The organism is Nocardia nova (assembly GCF_002933465.1).
Lineage (GTDB): Bacteria > Actinomycetota > Actinomycetes > Mycobacteriales > Mycobacteriaceae > Nocardia > Nocardia nova_B.
Genome location: NZ_PSZE01000032.1, coordinates 63,422 through 80,971 on the forward strand (window position 1 = coordinate 63,422; position 17,550 = coordinate 80,971).

General features: G+C 64.1%; 12 protein-coding genes and 1 pseudogene. 8 read left to right on the forward strand and 5 right to left on the reverse strand.

The features are described from left to right. The first annotated feature begins 86 nt into the window (after window positions 1-86). Window positions 87-647, forward strand: coding sequence for an NADPH-dependent FMN reductase (locus C5E41_RS28045; RefSeq protein ID WP_104378735.1), 561 nt, complete (start codon window positions 87-89; stop codon window positions 645-647). Window positions 648-710: 63 nt separating this feature from the next. Here C5E41_RS28045 and eccE read toward each other — a convergent pair whose 3' ends face one another. Then, window positions 711-2,387, reverse strand: a complete 1,677-nt coding sequence (eccE, locus tag C5E41_RS28050) for a type VII secretion protein EccE (protein ID WP_104378736.1) — start codon at window positions 2,385-2,387, stop codon at window positions 711-713. A 113-nt stretch (window positions 2,388-2,500) separates the two neighbouring features. On the opposite strand from eccE, the gene eccB reads away from it, so the two are divergent. Further along, on the forward strand, window positions 2,501-4,009 hold the full coding sequence (eccB, locus tag C5E41_RS28055; protein ID WP_104378737.1) for a type VII secretion protein EccB: 1,509 nt from the start codon (window positions 2,501-2,503) through the stop codon (window positions 4,007-4,009). A gap of 9 nt (window positions 4,010-4,018) precedes the next feature. Here eccB and C5E41_RS28060 read toward each other — a convergent pair whose 3' ends face one another. Next, window positions 4,019-5,293 carry an MFS transporter gene (locus C5E41_RS28060; RefSeq protein WP_104378738.1) on the reverse strand — a complete coding sequence of 425 codons (1,275 nt, stop codon included), beginning with the start codon at window positions 5,291-5,293 and terminating at the stop codon, window positions 4,019-4,021. Window positions 5,294-5,502: 209 nt separating this feature from the next. Between C5E41_RS28060 and C5E41_RS28065 the strand changes: the two genes are divergently transcribed. Beyond that, a complete protein-coding gene (locus C5E41_RS28065; RefSeq protein ID WP_104378750.1) occupies window positions 5,503-6,045 on the forward strand; it encodes a pyridoxamine 5'-phosphate oxidase family protein in 543 nt (180 codons plus the stop codon). A 3-nt stretch (window positions 6,046-6,048) separates the two neighbouring features. On the opposite strand, the gene mycP is transcribed toward C5E41_RS28065, so the two are convergent. Together mycP and eccD are read right to left on the reverse strand one after the other, a co-directional pair. Next, entirely contained in the window at window positions 6,049-7,464 is a 1,416-nt protein-coding gene (gene mycP, locus C5E41_RS28070; protein WP_231509046.1) for a type VII secretion-associated serine protease mycosin, read from the reverse strand. Window positions 7,465-7,471: 7 nt separating this feature from the next. After that, the gene (gene eccD / locus C5E41_RS28075) at window positions 7,472-8,938 is read right to left on the reverse strand and encodes a type VII secretion integral membrane protein EccD (protein WP_104378739.1); all 1,467 of its coding nucleotides are present in this window, start codon (window positions 8,936-8,938) and stop codon (window positions 7,472-7,474) included. A gap of 159 nt (window positions 8,939-9,097) precedes the next feature. On the opposite strand from eccD, the gene eccCa reads away from it, so the two are divergent. The 5 genes from eccCa (at window position 9,098) to C5E41_RS33505 (ending at window position 16,828) form a co-directional block, all read left to right on the forward strand. Continuing rightward, window positions 9,098-13,141, forward strand: coding sequence for a type VII secretion protein EccCa (eccCa, locus tag C5E41_RS28080; RefSeq protein WP_104378740.1), 4,044 nt, complete (start codon window positions 9,098-9,100; stop codon window positions 13,139-13,141). Window positions 13,142-13,560: 419 nt separating this feature from the next. Beyond that, window positions 13,561-13,884: a WXG100 family type VII secretion target gene (locus C5E41_RS28085; RefSeq protein ID WP_104365736.1), complete on the forward strand. Its 324-nt coding sequence runs from the start codon at window positions 13,561-13,563 to the stop codon at window positions 13,882-13,884. A gap of 51 nt (window positions 13,885-13,935) precedes the next feature. Beyond that, the gene (locus C5E41_RS28090) at window positions 13,936-14,238 is read left to right on the forward strand and encodes a WXG100 family type VII secretion target (RefSeq protein ID WP_104365737.1); all 303 of its coding nucleotides are present in this window, start codon (window positions 13,936-13,938) and stop codon (window positions 14,236-14,238) included. Window positions 14,239-14,323: 85 nt separating this feature from the next. Then, a complete protein-coding gene (locus C5E41_RS28095) occupies window positions 14,324-15,541 on the forward strand; it encodes a DUF7373 family lipoprotein (RefSeq protein WP_146097715.1) in 1,218 nt (405 codons plus the stop codon). 30 nt (window positions 15,542-15,571) lie between these two features. Next, window positions 15,572-16,828: a DUF7373 family lipoprotein gene (locus tag C5E41_RS33505; protein WP_146097716.1), complete on the forward strand. Its 1,257-nt coding sequence runs from the start codon at window positions 15,572-15,574 to the stop codon at window positions 16,826-16,828. Between the two features lie 29 nt (window positions 16,829-16,857). Here the strand turns inward: C5E41_RS33505 and C5E41_RS28105 are convergent. Further along, window positions 16,858-17,550, reverse strand: a pseudogene (locus C5E41_RS28105) (serine/threonine-protein kinase); the annotation flags it as partial.

Genomic DNA, 17,550 nt, shown 5'->3' on the forward strand with positions numbered 1-17,550 from the left:
TCGCCCGGGGCACAGGGTATCGGTGCCGCCGGTGCGGCCCGCGAGCAGGCCGTCGCTGCGGCGAGTGTGCCGACTAGGCTGACGCCATGGACGATCCGCTGCGGTTGGAGGTCATCGTCGCCAGTGTGCGGCCCGAGCGGTTCGCGCCCGTGGTGGCCGACTGGTTCCTGCGCACGGCGCGCGCCGACACCGGCCTCGACGTCGGGGTCATCGATCTGGCAGACACCCCCCTGCCCACCGACCTGACGACGACGCCGCAGGTCGAGGCCTTCCGCGAGCGGGTCGGCGCCGCGGACGGATTCGTCGCGGTCACCTCCGAGTACAACCACGGCTATCCCGCCTCGCTGAAGACGGCGCTCGACAGCGCCAAGCGCGAGTGGCGGGCCAAGCCGATCGGATTCGTCGGTTACGGCGGACTGTCGGGCGGTCTGCGGGCTGTCGAGCAATTGCGCCAGGTCGTCGCGGAAATCCATATGGTGTCGATTCGCGAGACCGTGAGTTTCCACGAGGCCAAACGCAAATTCGACGCGGACGGCAACACCGCCGACGGGGCTGCTGTCGACGCCGCGCAACGGCTCCTGCGGCAATGGGCTTGGTGGGCACGTCATTTGCGCACGGCACGCAGAACCGACCCATACCCGGGCTGAGCCGGTCGGGCCTCCGCGCCGACGTAAGCAGGTGCCCCGCACTCGGCCCCGGTGGGGCGGAAATTACCCGTGCGCCTGCGCGACTCGCTGCCGGGAATCCTGCTGCGGCATCGGGCGGCGGCCCCGCGGGCTGCCGATATAGGTCGTCTCCCGGGGAATCGAGACCAGCGTCAGATCGACCTGAGTGGTTCCGGTCCGCATCACCACGTGGTTGCCGATCGCGCCCGGCTGGTGGATCGACAGATCCGGGTTGGTGGCCGGCCAGTCCATCGGATCACCGGTGACGTAGATCGTGGTGACACCGGCGTGCGGTGCGGGCGCGAGCACACCGTCGACCACGGCCGCGGTGAATCCGGCGTCGCTCTGGTGGGTTTCCACCGCGATGGTGAGCCGCTCGGGGTTGCCGATGGTGGTGACCAGCTGTTCCCACGCGTGCGGGCGATCGGTGCGGATGAGGATGCGCTCGCCGACGGCCAGTGCGCGGAACACCAGCTGCTGTGCCAGATACAGCTCGCCTGCCACGTAGACGGTCGAAATACCCTGTCCGATAAGGCGAACCGCGACGCCGTTGCCTTCCTCGTCGGAACCGATCAACTGACCGCAGCCCGAGGAGGGCAGATGCAGCGCACCGACCACATCGATGGGGTACTGGCTCATGGGAACGGTGTCGTCGACGCCGGGAATGGCGATCGGCAGGTGGGCGAGCAGACTCTGGCGATGCCGGCCGCTCAGCGACACCATGCCCTTGCGCTTGGTCTTCTCCGGCAGCTCGCGGGCGGTCAATCGCCAGGCCGCACCGATGTTCACCGTCTCGGGCGCACTACCCGGTCGCAGGCGGACCGCCACGGTGGTCCCCCGCGACGGCGCGACCCACAGCTGTGCCAGCAGATCCGAGCCGAGTTGCTTGGGGTCGACCGCCGCGCCGATGTTCACGCTGTTGCCCAGTTCCGCGTAGCGCCAGCGATGGGTGAGCGTCCGCGGGTCGACACCGGCGCTGATCTGCCAGACGGCCTTGCGGATCTCGGGCGCGGTGAGCACCCGGGAGGCGCAGTCGGCATCCTCGAGTGCGCGCACGATGCGCTGGGTGGCGATGGTGACCGCCCGGCCCGCGCCCTCCGTGCCGCCGCCGCGCCGTGCCGCGGCCTCCGGACAGGCCAGTGCGTCGAAACTGATTGCGAGCCAGACGGTTCGGTGTGCGGTCGCGGGCAGCGGACCGAGCAGCGATTCGTAGATCGGCCCCGCGGGCGTGCCGGAGCGGCTGCGGTGGCCGTGGCTGATGATGTCGATACCGGACAGCAGGATGTCGTGCTGGCTCAGGCACTGCGCCAGTTCGGGCAGCGGCAGCAGATGCGACGCGTGCACGGTGTTGCGGTCGATCCGGGTCAGACCGCCCTTGGGCGGCAGCACCTCGACGACGGCGACGACGCGGCTGCCTTCCCAGTACAGACCGAGCGAGCGGCCGTCCGGGCCACGGAAATCGACTGTGTCACCGAGGTCGTAGTCCTGGCGGGTGACATAGCGCCACGCCGTCGCGATCCACGAGGCGAGGGTGCGCTTGCCGATCGGGATGAGCAGCACCAGGCCGGCCACGATCGCGGCACCCAGTGCGTACCAGCCGGGTACCCCCACCGCGAGCACGACGACGCCGACGAGCAGTCCCAGTAACTGTGCGGCCAGCAGATTCGGCAGCGAGATCCGTCCGAGGAGCGGGCGGCTGTTGGTGCCGCTGGATTCGGCCATCGTCGTCCCCCAAGTACCCGGTGTCGGCCGATTCCTCGATGGCCGAGCTGAACTTCAGTCCTGCTGAACTGTACTGTGTTGGGCGAACGCGAGCACTGTTCGGGGGAGGACTCATGCCTTCAAAGCCCACTACGCGCTGGCAGGTGAGCGGCTATCGCTTCCTGGTCAGGCGAATGGAGCACGCCCTGGTACGCCGGGACGTGCGGATGCTGCACGATCCGATGCGCTCGCAATCGCGTGCCTATGCCGCCGGGCTGGTACTGGGTGTCGTCGCGCTGGCCGGCTGCGGCGTGCTCGCGCTGCTGCGGCCGCAGGGGTCGATCGGCGACAACAAGATCCTGCTGGGCAAGGATTCCGGCGCCGTCTACGCCGTCATCGACGGTGTCGTGCACCCGTCGTTGAACCTCGCGTCGGCGCGGCTCGCGGTCGGCGAACCCGCAAAAGCGGTGTCCATCAAAGAATCCGAGCTGTCGAAGAAGCCGCGGGGAGCGCTGATCGGCATTCCGGGCGCGCCGTCGTCGCTGAATTTCGACAGCAACGGCAAGGGGCGCGCATGGTCGATCTGCGACGAGCTGAAGAACGACGGCAGCCGCGAGCTGACCACCACGGTGCTCGCCGGCGATCCGTCGCTGGGTTCCAAGGCCACCAAGCTGGATTCGGGTAAGGCGCTGCTGGTGCAGGGCCGCGACGCCGCCTATCTGATCTACGACAATCAGCGCGCCCGGGTCGATATGAACGATCCGAAAGTGACCGAGGCGCTGAAGATCCGCGGGATGACTCCCCGTCCGATCAGTGCCGGTCTGCTGAACGCGGTGCCCGAGGTCCTGCCCATCACGCCGCCGAAAATCGTCGATCCCGGTGGCACCCCGGCGTATTCACTGAGCAATCACCGCATCGGCGATGTGGTGCATGTCGACACCAAGGACCAGTACTACGTGGTCCTGCACGACGGTTTGCAGCCCATCTCGCCGCTGACCGCCGACATCATCCGCAACTCCAACCCGACGGCTTCGGAAAATCCCGAGATCAGTCAGTACGACAGCACCCAGGCGCCGCCGTCGAACGACCTTCCGGTCCAGCAGTATCCGACGTCCGCGCCGGCCATCGTCGATTCGAAGGATCAGCCGGTGGAATGCATGTCCTGGAAGCCGCTGTCCGGTGCGGCCGACAAGGCCGACGGCAGTAAGCGCGCGGAATTGGCTGTGCTGACCGGACATTCGCTGCCGATTCCGGACAGCGCGCAGACCACGCCGCTGGCGCAGGCCGACGGTTCCGGGCCGAACGTCGATGCCTTCTACTCCACACCCGGCTCGGGATTCTTCGTCCAGACCACGGGTATCGAGGCCGACAGCCAGCGCCGCGACAGCATGTTCTTCATCGCCGACACCGGCGTGCGCTACGGCATCAAGGACGCCGCGGCGCAGAAGGCGCTGGGAATGGACGCCGACAAGGCCAAACCCGAACTCGCGCCGTATCAGATCGTCGGCCTGCTCGCCGCCGGTCCGACGCTCGGTCGTCAGGAGGCCATGGTGGCCCACGACGGCGTGGCGCCGGATCCGAATCCGGCCAAGCAGCTGGTGCGTTCCAAGCAGGACCAGTCGGCGCAGCAACCGCAGAACTAGCCAGCCCGGCTATTGCCGGGCGGGCGTTTCGGGTAACGCGCTCTCGTTCGTGCCGAAGCGAATTCCCTTGGCCTCCTTGCCGATCAGGGTCAGGAAGGCCACCGCGATCAGCACCGGCACGATGGTGACGGCCAGGGCGAACGGATATCCGTGGCTTTCGGCCACCCGCTCCTGGATCGGCAGATTGAGCGAGGCGAGCAGATTGCCCAGCTGGTAGGTCACGCCCGGATAGAAGCCGCGGATAGCGTCGGGCGACAGTTCGGTCAGATGTGCCGGGATGACACCCCAGGCGCCCTGCACGACCAGTTGCATCAGGAACGATCCCAGGCACAGCATGGCCGCGGTCGTCGAATACGCGAACAGCGGCACGATCGGCAGTCCGAGCAGTGCGCAGAAGATGATGGTGTAGCGGCGACCGTACTTCTGCGACAGGCTGCCGAACACCAGACCACCGATGATGGCGCCGATGTTGTACACCACCGCAATCCATTTGGCGGTCGCCGAGGACAACCCGGCGCCGCCGTTGTCGACCGCGGACAGGAAGGTCGGGTAGACGTCCTGGGTGCCGTGGCTCATCCAGTTGAACGCGGTCATCAGCAGGACGAGGTAGGCGAAGCGGCGGATCACGACCGGGTTCATCACCACATCACGCAACGAGGTCTGGGTGAGCCGCATATGTTCGCGGCTGCTCTCCCACGCCTCCGATTCACCCACGCGGGTCCGGATCGCGAGGATGATCAGGGCCGGAATCACCGAGAGCGCGAACAGCCAGCGCCAGGACAGGCCGAGCCAGTTCATCACCAGCAGTGAGGCCAGCGAGGCGAGCAGGTAGCCGAACGAGTAGCCCTCCTGCAGGAGTCCGGAGAAGAAGCCGCGCCGTTCGGCGGGGATCTTCTCCATCGCCAGCGCCGCGCCGAGGCCCCATTCCCCACCCATGCCGATGCCGTAGAGCAACCGAAGTATCAGCAGCACAGTGAAATTCGGTGCGAAGGCGCACAGGAACCCGATCACCGAGTAGAAGGCGACGTCGACCATCAGCGGAATACGCCGGCCCACCCGGTCGGCCCACAGACCGAACAGCAGCGCGCCCACCGGGCGCATGATCAGCGTCGCGGTGGTGATGAACGCGACGTCGGATTTCGGCATATCGAAGGAAGCGGCGATATCGGCATAGACGAAGACGACCAGAAAGAAGTCGAAAGCGTCCATCGTCCAGCCCAGTTGGGCCGCGATGAACGAATTGCGCTGATCGGGAGTGAGACGTTGCCTGCCGGCGACTGTCATGGCTGTTCCTGCCCCTCGTGCGACGACCCGCGACGGCCGTACCGCTGGACCGCCGCTGTCAGAAATACTGAGTCATCGCCGGGCAGCCCGTGTCGATCTTGGACGGATTGACCCGTGCCGACCAGGGCATATCGCCTATAACGGGCGAATCGATGGCACGCGCACCGATGAATCCGGTCGCCGCGCCTCGTCGCACCATCATGGACACTATGCAGACGACCAACCTCGCCGAACTGTACGAGCTGGATCCGCTGGACTGGTCCGCCGTCGTGGCCGGTCTGGACGCCGGATTCCCGCAGGCGCCCGGTACGGGCGGCCCCGATCGGCACACCTGCTGGCTGGCCACGATCGATCCGGACGGCAGTCCGCATATGACCGCGGTGGGCGCGCTCTGGGTCGACGGTGCGTTCTGGTTCGAAACCGGCCCGCGAACACGCAAGGCCCGCAACATTTCTCGGGATCCGCGCTGCACGATCGGCGTCGCATTGGATACCTTCGACCTCAGTGTGAACGGCACCGCCGAACGCGTCACCGACCCGGCGACGGTGGCACAGCGGGCCGCCGACTGGGCCGGCGAGGGATGGCCGTGCCGGGTCGACGAGTCGGGCACGGCCCTGACCGCCGATTTCAGCGCGCCGTCGGCCGGCCCGCCGCCCTGGTACGTCTACCGCATCGCGGTGCGCGCGGCGACGGCGCTGTCGACAGTCGAACCGGGCGGCGCGACGCGCTGGCGGTTCGACGAGCCGCGCTGAGCCTCACTCGCCGCGATCACCGAAGCGGCGGCGCAGCGGGAACGAGGCGAGATATCCGAGCACGGCGAGCACGCCGATGACACCGGTTCCGATCAGCGCCACGTTGCGGGAGGTGTGGTCGGGGGCCGGGGGAGTGGTCGGCACCGGGAGTTGCCAGCTCTTGGCGGCACTGGGCCGCTTGGGCGGCAACGAGTTCGGGACCTGTGCGGTGAGCGCGGCCACCGGGTCGACCGCGCCGTATCCGACATACGGGTTCCACCCCTCGGCGGGCGCGTGGGCGGTGGCCTCGATCCGCTTGATGACGTCGAGCGCGCTCAGTTCCGGGTAGCGGGCACGGACGAGCGCGGCCACCCCCGCGACATACGGTGAGGCGAAACTGGTTCCGGAGATCGGCTCGGCCTTGCCCTGCTGATCCACCTTCGCGACGGCGGTGCCCTTGCTGCGCGGATCGTCCCAGTGCGGGTCGAGCGAGGTCAGATTCTCACCCGGTGCCGCGACGCCGACCCACGGGCCCGGCACGGTGAACTTCGAGGGCTGGCCGTTGTCGTCGATCGAGCCCACCGGCAGCACATAGTCGTCCCACCGCGCGGGCGAGACGTTCAGATCGACCTTCGTCCACGGATCCGCACTCGGATCCAGCGGATCGATGACCGGGTTGGTCCCCTTGCACTTGTCGTTGTTACCCGCGGCCGTGACGACCACGACGTTCTTCTCGACGGCGGCGTAATGTACCGCGGCGCCGAGGTCGTCGTCGGGAATCGCCCCGGCCTGGCAGGCCACCTCGGACATGTTGATGACCGTCGCGCCCATATCGGCCGCCCGGCGCACCGCCTGCGCCAGGGTGTGGGTGGTGCCGTACCCCTCGGGCATGGCGTCGGGCCCCTTGTCGCGGCCGGCGCCCTTCTTCTGGAAATAGCTCGAGGTCTGCCGGATGCTCAGGATCTGCGCCTGCGGCGCGACGCCCGAAAAACCTTGTCCCGCAATTTGAGTCGCGGCGATGATGCCCGCCACGAAGGTTCCGTGCGCATCGCAGTCGTCGGTGCCGTCGCCGGCGGAGACGTAGTCGCCGCCCGGGATGATGCCCGGCAGCCGGGGATGGCGCATCACGCCGGTGTCGATCACCGCTACCAATTGCCCTGCGCCCCTGCTGAACTGCCACGCCTTATCCAGTTCCAGACTGCGCTGCGCGGTCGGCACGGTCGGGCCGTCACCGCCGGTGCTCGTGCTGGCACAGGGTGAATTCGCCGGCTGCTCGGTGGCGTCCGGCGGCGCCGGGTTACCGCCGGACGGCAGCGCCCCCGGGTTCACCACCGGTTTGTCCGCGATCGCGGCCCCCGCGCCGGTCGAGGCGCTCAGCCCCAGCACTGCGACGACCGCCGCGACTCGAATTGCTCTGCGCCCGAACATTTTCGGATTCATGCGCGGCTCAGAGCGATCGAACGAGCGTGTACAGCTCGGCTACCCAGAACACCAGCGGCAGGACGGCGGCGACGAACCCGTACTCCAGCAGCTCCACCGCGCGGCGCATCGGCGGTGTCGCCGACTGGTTCGGCACGATGGTGCCCAGGATCAGTGCGGCGATGAGCATCACCATGGCGGCGCCGAACACCGCGAGCGGCTGTTCCACCACGAAGGCCGCGCCGACCGTCATGATCAGCAAAATGGCCGCACCGCCGGCGAGCAGCACCACCGCCAGCTCGGCGCTGACGTAGGTGCGGCTGCGGAACATCAGCACCACCGCGCAGACCAGCGCCAGCGCGATACCGGGCCAATAGGGACTGTCCGAGGCCGGATCGGTCGAGGCCAGCGCTCCGATCACGGTCACCAGTGTGGTCGCGCCGACGAGGCCGGCCAGATACATCCGCGCGCGTTCGGATTTCGTGCGCAGCACGTCCATCGTGGGCAATGCGCGGTGATCGTCGGGATCGTCCTCGGTGGGATCGATCGGGGTGCCGGGCGAAGGTACCGGCGGCAGTGGCAGTTTCGCCAGCAGCATCGACACTCGCGGTGCCAGCGACAGGGCGCCGAGCGCGAGCGCGGCGGCGACCGCGCCGATGGCCTTGACCGGCTGCGAGGTGAGCAGGCCGACCAACGCGGCGGGGATGGCGAAGACGGAAAGTGTTGTGGCGCCGATGAACAGGGCCAGGCCGACCCCGCTGACGCGCCAGGCCAGCAGTGCCGTCGCACCGACGAGTACCGAGCCGAGCAGCAGATTCGCCCAGCCGTAATGGTCGGGCACGATCAACATGCCGGCGGCGAATGCGCTCGGCAGCGCACAACCGCCGAGAACCAGCGCGGAGGCGGTGTCGCCGTACATGCGGCTCATCACCGTGCCGGCCACCACCAGCAGAATCGTCAGCACCGCGGCGATGGACCCGGTGATCCAGCCCGCCATCGCATCCGGCGCGGCGAGCAGGCCGGTGCACCCGGCGAGCATGGTCAGCACCGCGATGATCGATCCGGTGATCCGCGCGACCTGCGGTGACCAGCTGCGGAAATGGTCGGTATCGGCGATCGCGACGTTGTACATGATGTCGTCGAACAGCGGACTGGGCGCGACGTGATCGGCGCTTTCCAACATGAGCAGTTCGCCGTCGCGAACGCCTTGCTCACCGAGGCTGAGTGAATTGGAGAACGGCGGCTGCCCGATGCGCGCCAGCACCCATTCGGCCGGCTGGAATTGTTCGCCGCTGCTGTCGAAATCGTTGGTGCGGCTGTGCTGTGCCACCATGTCGACCACGCTCGGAATGACGAGGGCGACCGGAACGTCGACCGGAATCGCCATATCGACCTGCGTGTGCTTGGCCAGAATTGTCACCCGCGCCAGATCGGGCGCCCGGACTATTCCGCGGCTCGAATCCTCTTCGATGTGGTCCAGTCGCGCGTGCGTCACGCTTCCCCCAACTCCGTCTCTACCTGGTGTTTCAGCATGCGCTCCGGTTTGCGGTGGCGCGGCCGGTCCGTGCAGAATGCTGGTCGAACTGTACGACATGTCGGCCGCTGCCTCTACACTGAGTCCGCAGTACAGCCGCCGAAGGGGGATCTTCCGACGATGAGCACTGTCAGGTTCCAGCGTCGTGCGCGCCGGGAGGTTCCGAGGTCGCCGGGCGGCGAAGTGACACTGCAACCGCCGCCGGAGATTCCACGCGCTATACCGGGCAGTCTGCTGGGCAAACTGATGCCCGTTGTGATGGTCGTCGGCATGGTCGGAATGATGGCCATCATGTTCACCCGCGGTGGAGGTATCGCCTCCAACCCGATGAGCATGATGTTCCCGATGATGATGGTCTTCTCCATGGTCGGCATGTTCGCCGGTCAGGGCGGCAAGGGGCAGAAGGCCGCTGAGGCCAACGAGGACCGCAAGGACTACCTGCGCTACCTGGATCAGGTCCGTAAGGATGTCGACGAAACCGCCTCCCAGCAACGCGCGGCGGTCGAATGGAGCCATCCGGAACCGGGTTTGGTGTGGATGCTGGCCGGCACCAGCCGCATGTGGGAACGCCGACCGGGGGACAAGGACTTCTGCCATGCGCGGATCGGCCTGGGCGGTCAGCGCCTGGCCACCCGCCTGGTCTCACCGGAAACCGGCCCGGTCGAGGAACTCGAGCCGATCGCGGCCGTATCGCTGCGCCGTTTCGTCCGTACCCATTCCACGGTCCCGAATCTGCCGACCGCCATCGCCGTCAAGGGCTTCGCCACCATCCAGCTCAACGGCGACCGCGCCCAGGCGCGCGATATGACGCGCGCGATGTTGTTGCAGCTGTGCATGTTTCAGGCACCAGACCAGGTCCTGGTCGCGGTGGTCTGCGGCGCCGACACCGCACCGGAATGGGAGTGGACCAAATGGCTCCCGCACACCCAGCATCCGGATGCCCAGGACGGTGTGGGCACCGAGCGCATGGTCTACGGTTCGATCCGGGAACTTGCCGATGGCCTGAATCCACTGCTGCACAATCGGGTTCGTTACTCACGTAACCAGCCCGCCAATCAGAATCTGGTCCACATCATCATCATCGTCGACGGTGGTCTGCTCGAGGCCGAAGAGGATTCGCTGCGGGAATCCGGGTACGAGGGCGTCACCATCATCGATCTGTGCAGTTACGCTCCGCGCCTGGCGGTTTCGCGCGGCATTCAGATGGTTGTCGAGAACGGTGAATGCGTCGGCCGCGGCGCCACCGGCAATATGGAACGCTTCGCCCTCATCGACCGCATCAGCGCGCGGCAGGCCGAACAGGTCGCGCGGCGGTTGGCCCCGTTCCGGGTGGCGCCGGTCCAGCGCGGCGGCGAAGCCGTGGTCGAGGAGAATGGAGAGGTCATCGATAGCTGGGCCAAACTGGTAGGCCTGGGCGATATCGGGGCCTTCAACCCGGAAAACGGATGGAAACCACGTTACGGTCGGGACCGGTTGCGGGTGCCGTTCGGTGTAGGCGCGGACGGCTTGCCGGTTTATCTGGATATCAAAGAGGCGGCCGAGGGTGGAATGGGGCCGCACGGCCTGTGTATCGGTGCGACCGGTTCCGGTAAGTCGGAATTCCTTCGCACTCTGGTGCTCTCGATGCTGGCAACGCATTCGCCGGACCAACTGAACCTGGTTCTGGTCGACTTCAAGGGTGGTGCGACCTTCCTGGGCTTGGAAGGTGTTCCGCACGTAGCGGCCATCATCACCAACCTGGAGGAGGAAGCGGACCTCGTCGACCGCATGAAGGATGCGCTGGCGGGCGAGATGAATCGCCGCCAAGAGGTGCTCCGTGACAAAGGCAACTTCGCGAATGTCCTCGAATACGAGAAGGCTCGCGCTGCCGGAGCCGACCTCGACCCGATGCCGGCGTTGTTCGTCGTGCTCGACGAGTTTTCGGAACTGCTCAGTCAGCACCCCGATTTCGCCGAGCTGTTCGTGATGATCGGCCGTCTGGGTCGATCGCTCCACGTGCACCTGCTCCTGGCCTCGCAGCGCTTGGAAGAAGGCAAGCTCAAGGGCCTGGAATCGCATCTGTCCTACCGCATCGGCCTGAAGACGTTCTCGGCCAACGAATCTCGTCAGGTATTGGGTGTTCCCGATGCCTACAACCTGCCGAACAATCCGGGTGGTGGTTATCTGAAGTCCGATTCCGGTGAGATTCAGCGGTTTCAGGCTTCCTATGTTTCCGGGGCCTATGTGGGTGGCGGTTCCCAGCGAGAAGTGACTCAGGCGGGAATTGTCGGCGGGGAAATCGATATCAACGCCCGCCCCTTCATTGCCGGGCAGGTGCCCTTCCGTGCCAGCGACCGTCTCCCATTGCCTCCCGAGCCCAGCATGGTCGAGGAAGTTCAGCAGGACGAAGGCGCCGAGAAGATCTCCAACCTGGGCATGCTGGTGTCGCGCATTCAGGGACACGGTCGCGCGGCCCACGAAATCTGGTTGCCGCCATTGGATGACGCGCCGACCCTCGATCAGCTCATCCCACGCTCGATTCTGACCGGTGACTACAGCCCGGTCGCGAGTTTGCGCACTGCCATAGGAACAGTGGACCGCCCGTACGATCAGCGGCGCGACCCCATGGTGATCGATTTGTCCGGTGCCCGCGGCAATGTCGCCATTGTCGGTGGCCCCCAGTCCGGTAAATCGACCGCACTCCGTTCCTTGATCATGGGTATGGCGTTGACCCACACCGCAGAACAGGTGCAGTTCTACTGCCTCGATTTCGGTGGTGGCACGCTGGCGGGGATCGAGGGCCTCCCACACGTCGGTTCGGTGGCGGGGCGCCTGGATGTGGACAAAGTCCGCCGCACCATCTCCGAGATGACCGCCATCGTCCGTCAGCGCGAAATGCGTTTCCGCCAACTGGGCATCGAGTCGATGGCCGACTTCCGCAGGCTGCGCGGTACGGATCCGTCGACCAGTCCTGCGGCCGCGGGCGCACACGAGGACCCGTTCGGCGATGTCTTCCTGGTGGTCGACGGCTTCGGATCGATCCGTCAGGACTTCGATGCCCTCGAACAGCCGATCATGAACCTTGCCACGCAGGGGCTCTCGTACGGTGTGCACGTCGTGATCGCGCTGAACCGCTGGGCCGAAGCGCGTCCCGCCCTCAAAGACCAGATCGGCACCCGCATCGAACTTCGCCTGGGTGACCCGATGGATTCCGATCTGGGCCGTCGTGTCGCTGCCATGGTTCCACAGGGCCGTCCGGGACGCGGTATGACTCCGGATGCAAAGCACATGCTGACGGCTTTGCCTCGTGTGGACGGGGACTCGAATCCGGAGAATCTCGGTATCGGCGTGGCGGACGCGGTGCAACGGATGGCGGCTGCCACACCTGGCCACCCGGCGCCGCAGGTACGCATGCTGCCCGAACTGCTTCAAAGGGATGACCTACTGCGCCTGATGGGGGGTTGGCCGGCGGGATTCGATTTGTCGGTGCCTAACCTGTCGGTGCCGATCGGTCTCAACGAAGCCGAATTGGCACCGGTGTCCCTGAACTTCGGCGAACTGCCACATTTCATCACCTTCGGTGACACCGAATGTGGCAAGACGAACCTCCTGCGCAACATCGTACGAAACATTGTCGCGTCGAACTCTCCATCGAGCGCGAAGCTGGTGATCGGTGACTACCGCCGGACACTGCTCGGCTTGGTGGAGACCGATCATCTGGCCGGATACGCGCCCTCCAGCGAAATGCTGGCGGGGATGATGCAGCAGGTTGCCGAAATCCTCCGCCAGCGGATGCCCGGACCGAACATCACTCAGCAGGAACTGCGCGAAAGGTCTTGGTGGACTGGCCCCGAGATATACGTGGTGGTCGATGATTACGACCTCGTCGTCACCCAGAGCGGCAATCCTCTCAACGTCCTTGTCGAGTACATTCCGCACGCCAAGGACGTCGGTTTCCACCTGATTATCGCTCGTCGCTCCGGTGGTGCGTCCCGCGCGATGTACGAGCCGGTGATTTCCCGAATGAAGGATGTGGGCGCCTACGCGTTGGTGATGAGCGGCAGCCGCGACGAAGGGAACCTCTTCGGGAACGTACGTCCGAGCGAGATGCCGCCGGGACGCGGCACATTCATCAGCCGTCAAGGTCCGAGGCTGGTTCAACTGGCGTGGAGCCCGGAGCAATGACGCCGGCTTTCGGTGGTGGTAGCCGGTGCCACGCCGGGCCTACCGAGTCGAGTCTGCTCAGTCGCTGGCGCTTACCGCGCGAAGGTGGCACTCTCAAACCAGGACAGTTCCGGAAGCGTCGAGAGGGGCCGGGTGTCCATGCGGGGCTTGGCCTTCGAGAGCGGCAGGATCGACTTCGGAGGTCGTGACTCATCGGCCGCGGGCACATGTAGCCCGCCCGGGTGTGAAGGGGAGGTAGAGCACAAACGAATCCATGTGTGCGCACGTCGTGCGGTCGCTGGTTGTCCACTCCTGGCGGGTTCTCGGAAATTCAGGGGGAACCGATGGAACCGATGACGAGGGCCACGCGTCCAACCAAGATATAGGGACCAGTCCACCGGCTGCCTGGGGCAGCAACTTACCAACGTTCAGGAGTCAAAATGGGTTTCAAGGCATCAGCACCCCAGATGGATAAGTTCTCGCAGGACATGCAGAAAAAGCACGACGATATCGCGGGCTTGATCACAGCAGCCCATCAGATCGCTGACAACGTGAATAATCCGTCGTTCCAGGGGCAAGCGGGCCGAGCATTTCAGAGCGCGATGGAAGAATTCCTGGCTGCCGCCTCGAAGCTCAACGAAGAGCTGAATACCAATGCGCAGACTGTGAAGACCATCGCCTCCCAGTTCTCCGACAGCGAGCTCGAGAATTACAAGCGCATCCATGCCGCCGATATGGTCGAGGTTCCGCAGCTCAAGATGTGAGTTCCGCGACCAGGCCACACTAGATCCCATTCCGAACAGAGAGGTTTATCCGTGAGTGACTTCGAGCTGCTGTCATACAACTTTGACGCCATCAACGACGCCGGTACCGGCCTGAGCCAGCAGGCGCAGAACATCACCAACGAACTCGAGCATTTCGAGCAGATGTTCCAGCGGTTCATCCAGGACCACTGGTCGGACGGTCAGGGTACTGTCGCGTTCCAGGAAATTCAGAACAAGTGGCGGGCATCCTCCAACGACTTGGTCGCGAAGCTTGCGAAGCTTGGCGTCGCTGTGTCCGCGGGCGGCGACCACATGCGTGAGGCCGATGCTCTCGCTGCCAAGTCGTTCGGCTGATCCGGGACGCATCTGTCAGTGATGGAAGGTGGCGGGGTCGTTTCGGACCCCGCCACCTTCGCGTATCCGATCGATTTGGAGCAGTGTGACGATTCGCGGTAAACGAGTGGCGCTATGTGTGGCGGCAGTGTCGGTTGCTTTGACAGCGGCCTGTACGTCAACGGTATCGGGGGAGGCGGTTCCGGGAGAAATCGACATTCGGACCCTGGACGTTGGCTCGTATTCTACGGATAAGTCGAAGATATTCGATTCTCTGCTCGAGAGCGAACCTCCGATTCTGGAAGCTGTCCGATTGGCCGACGCCGTGGTCTCCCCCTACGAAGTGGACCACAAGTATGTTTACGGTCTGGGCGGAAAGCTGGAAATGAACCCGGACGACGTTACCCTGCAACTGCCAGCTTTCATGAAGCCGATCGTCGCCAAATTTGGGATGGTTATGGCAGTCCGGACCGCAGCCGCGGATGCGAGTATCGGCGACGGGAAGACTTTCGAAAACGGCGCGTTCGAAGGCCTCACCGCAACGATCATTCGCTTTCCTGATCATGCTGCGGCAAAGTCCGCGGCGGCGGAGATGGACGCGGCAGATTTCGCCTGGAGCCCAGATAACGTTGCGGTCGAATTGCCGGATATTTCGGATGCTCTGGCCCATTGGCGGCCGATGGTCCCGACAATCGGCGTAATCGTACCGCACGGAGAATTCGTTATTGCGGTATACGCTGGTCGTCATACTGTGGACAAGAACGCCTTGATAGCCATGGTGACGAAGTATATCGCCGAGCAAACAAATAGGTTGGACCAATTTCGGCCGACGCCCGTGTCCGACTTCAAAACGTTGAAACAGGATCCGGATAACATGCTGGTTCGTATGCTTCAGCCGTACGGGACGATTTCTGGACCGAGTCCGGAATCTGACATTGTCCTTACGCCGCGCGGTTTCTCGATATTTCAATCCGACATTGCGGGCAGGGCTCAGATGATGGACAGGTTCGGAGTCGATCGAGTTGCGGCATCTCAGGGGAGATTCTTGTTTCGCACTCGGGACTCGCAGGCTGCAAGAGCCTTTTTGGCAGATGCTGCAACCGTTCTCGATAAGGACAAGCAGAAAAAGAAGGAGCTCGGGCCTGCGCCTGGGCTGCCCGAGTCGAAATGCCTCGAGTATTCGTCGCCTTCGTCGCCGTCGGCTACAAAATACAATTGTTATGTTGCGTATCGGCGATACGTCGCCATGGTCAAGTCGGATCAGTTGATTGACGTTCGTCAGCAAGCAGCGGCCCAATATGCTGTCCTGGCCAACAATCAGTAGAGCCACTCTCGGGGGAATGGACTGAATCAAATGGCGAAGTTCTTGCGGATCACTGTTGTCGCCGTGATCGTCTCGTGCGCCACGGCGTTTGTGTCGGCATGTGGGGTCTCAGGTACTGCCTTGCCGTCGAGTCTGGTTGTCGACGTGTCGCAGTTGGATCCGGGCCCTTACAGCACTTCGGTTCATATACCTCCTGAGTCGAGTCTGTCGGCTGAGGAGCGCACGGTCCGGGAGGCACAACGAATGGCGAACTATCTGGTGGATCCATTCGAGCTGAACGTGACATTGACGGGCAAGCTGGATCCGACCGGTATTCTTTACCGTGTACGCGACGTCGCCGAGTACGAGACGTCCGGATTCAGCACCGATGGTTTGGAGGCGCTTACGCGGGCTGCAGCCGAAAACAACTTCGCCGGTGGCGCGTGGGTCTCCCGCGGCGACGGAAAACGAAACGGCTTGCAGATTTCCAACGCTCTTCTACGGTTTCCCGATCCCGAGTCGGCCGCTCGTGCGTCGGCGGCAATGGAGACAGCAGTACGTGACTGGAATAATTCCCCGAGAATCGCATTTGTCCATAAGGTTCCAGCGGCTGACATCTCGATTCCGGGATACCCGGATGGGCACGCATACCATACAGAATCAGATTATGGCCTGGTGAGCGCGTGGTTTGCGACCGGACCTATAGTCGTGCATTCCACGGTCGTGGATTCGGGAAAGGATGCTGCGGCGATCGCATCGGTAGCTGCAGGTGTGATAGGAAAGCAAGTCGATCTTTTGAGAACGTTTGTCCCGACTCCGCTGGATCAACTGTCTTCCCTGATGATCGACAAGGAAGACATTCTCACCCGTGCGCTGCCGTTCAAGAAGGGCGACAGTGTGAGTCCCGCTCAGCAGGCTTATTATTTACCACGTGGTATTCTGCATTTCTCTGAAGATGCTACCGTCTTTCAGAAGCTAATGGTCGACGCTGGAGTAGATTTGGCGGGATACAACGCCAGCGTTATATTCCGCACCAAAGATCAAGTATCGGCGTGGCGCATGCAGTCGGCCTGGATGAAAGCCCATCGCAAAGGGTATACAGAATTGAAACCGCCCTCGGGTTCGCCCGAGATAGAGTGCGTGAAGAAAAAGGCGGAACCCAACGAAAGTGCCATCCGCGCCGCGGACGGGAGATTTCAGTGCGCGATCGCGTATGGCCGCTATATGGCAGAAGTGGCAAGCGACCAGCAGTTGGATCTCAACCAGAAGGCCGCGGCACAGCTTGCGTTGCTGGTGAAAAACCCCTGATCCGTTCGCCGGCGTAAAGCGTTTTATGGTTACTTAATTTGTGCTTGGAGTGTTGGTAACAACTTGTTCAAAAGGGTTTGCTCCGAGTAGGCGTCCCAGTTCCGCATAGCGGAAACTGCGGCTGGGTCATCCAGGGGAATTACAGTGGCTTTCGAGCTGGTGATAGAGAAGGGCAGACCGAGTAGCCCGCCTCCGCCCGCATGCTCGTCACTGCGCACGGCAAGAATGTAGCTTTCCGCTGAAGCCTTCAATTCGCTGTATCCGTCTGGTGTCGGGCGCGGAGAGACTTCGTCCCCCTGCTGGGTATAGTTCAAGTTGTAAACGAACCCGAGATCTTGCAAAAACTTGGTCTGTGGAGTGCCCCCGAGGTAAATGGAGTACTTGTTTTCCTGAGAAACGTCGACCATCGTGATGATCTTTCCAGCAAATGCAGGGTTCGCACCCCGTGCCTGAGCCGCTGAAGTAACAGAGGTGGGCGTCGCTATCGTGCTACTCATAGCCGCTGTGCTCGTCGTCGGCCCCGTCCCGCCCGAATTGCCGTTTGTCGCCCACACTCCGATGCCGGCGGCCAATCCTACGGCGACGAGTGCTCCGACTCCGCCGAGGAGCAAGGGTTTGCGGCTCTTGGGTTTCGGTTCGAGGAGGCGGGAGAGGTCGGGGTCGGGGCGGTGGCCGGTTTGGGTGGGGATTGCGGATTGGGTCCGGTGGCTGTCTCTTATACA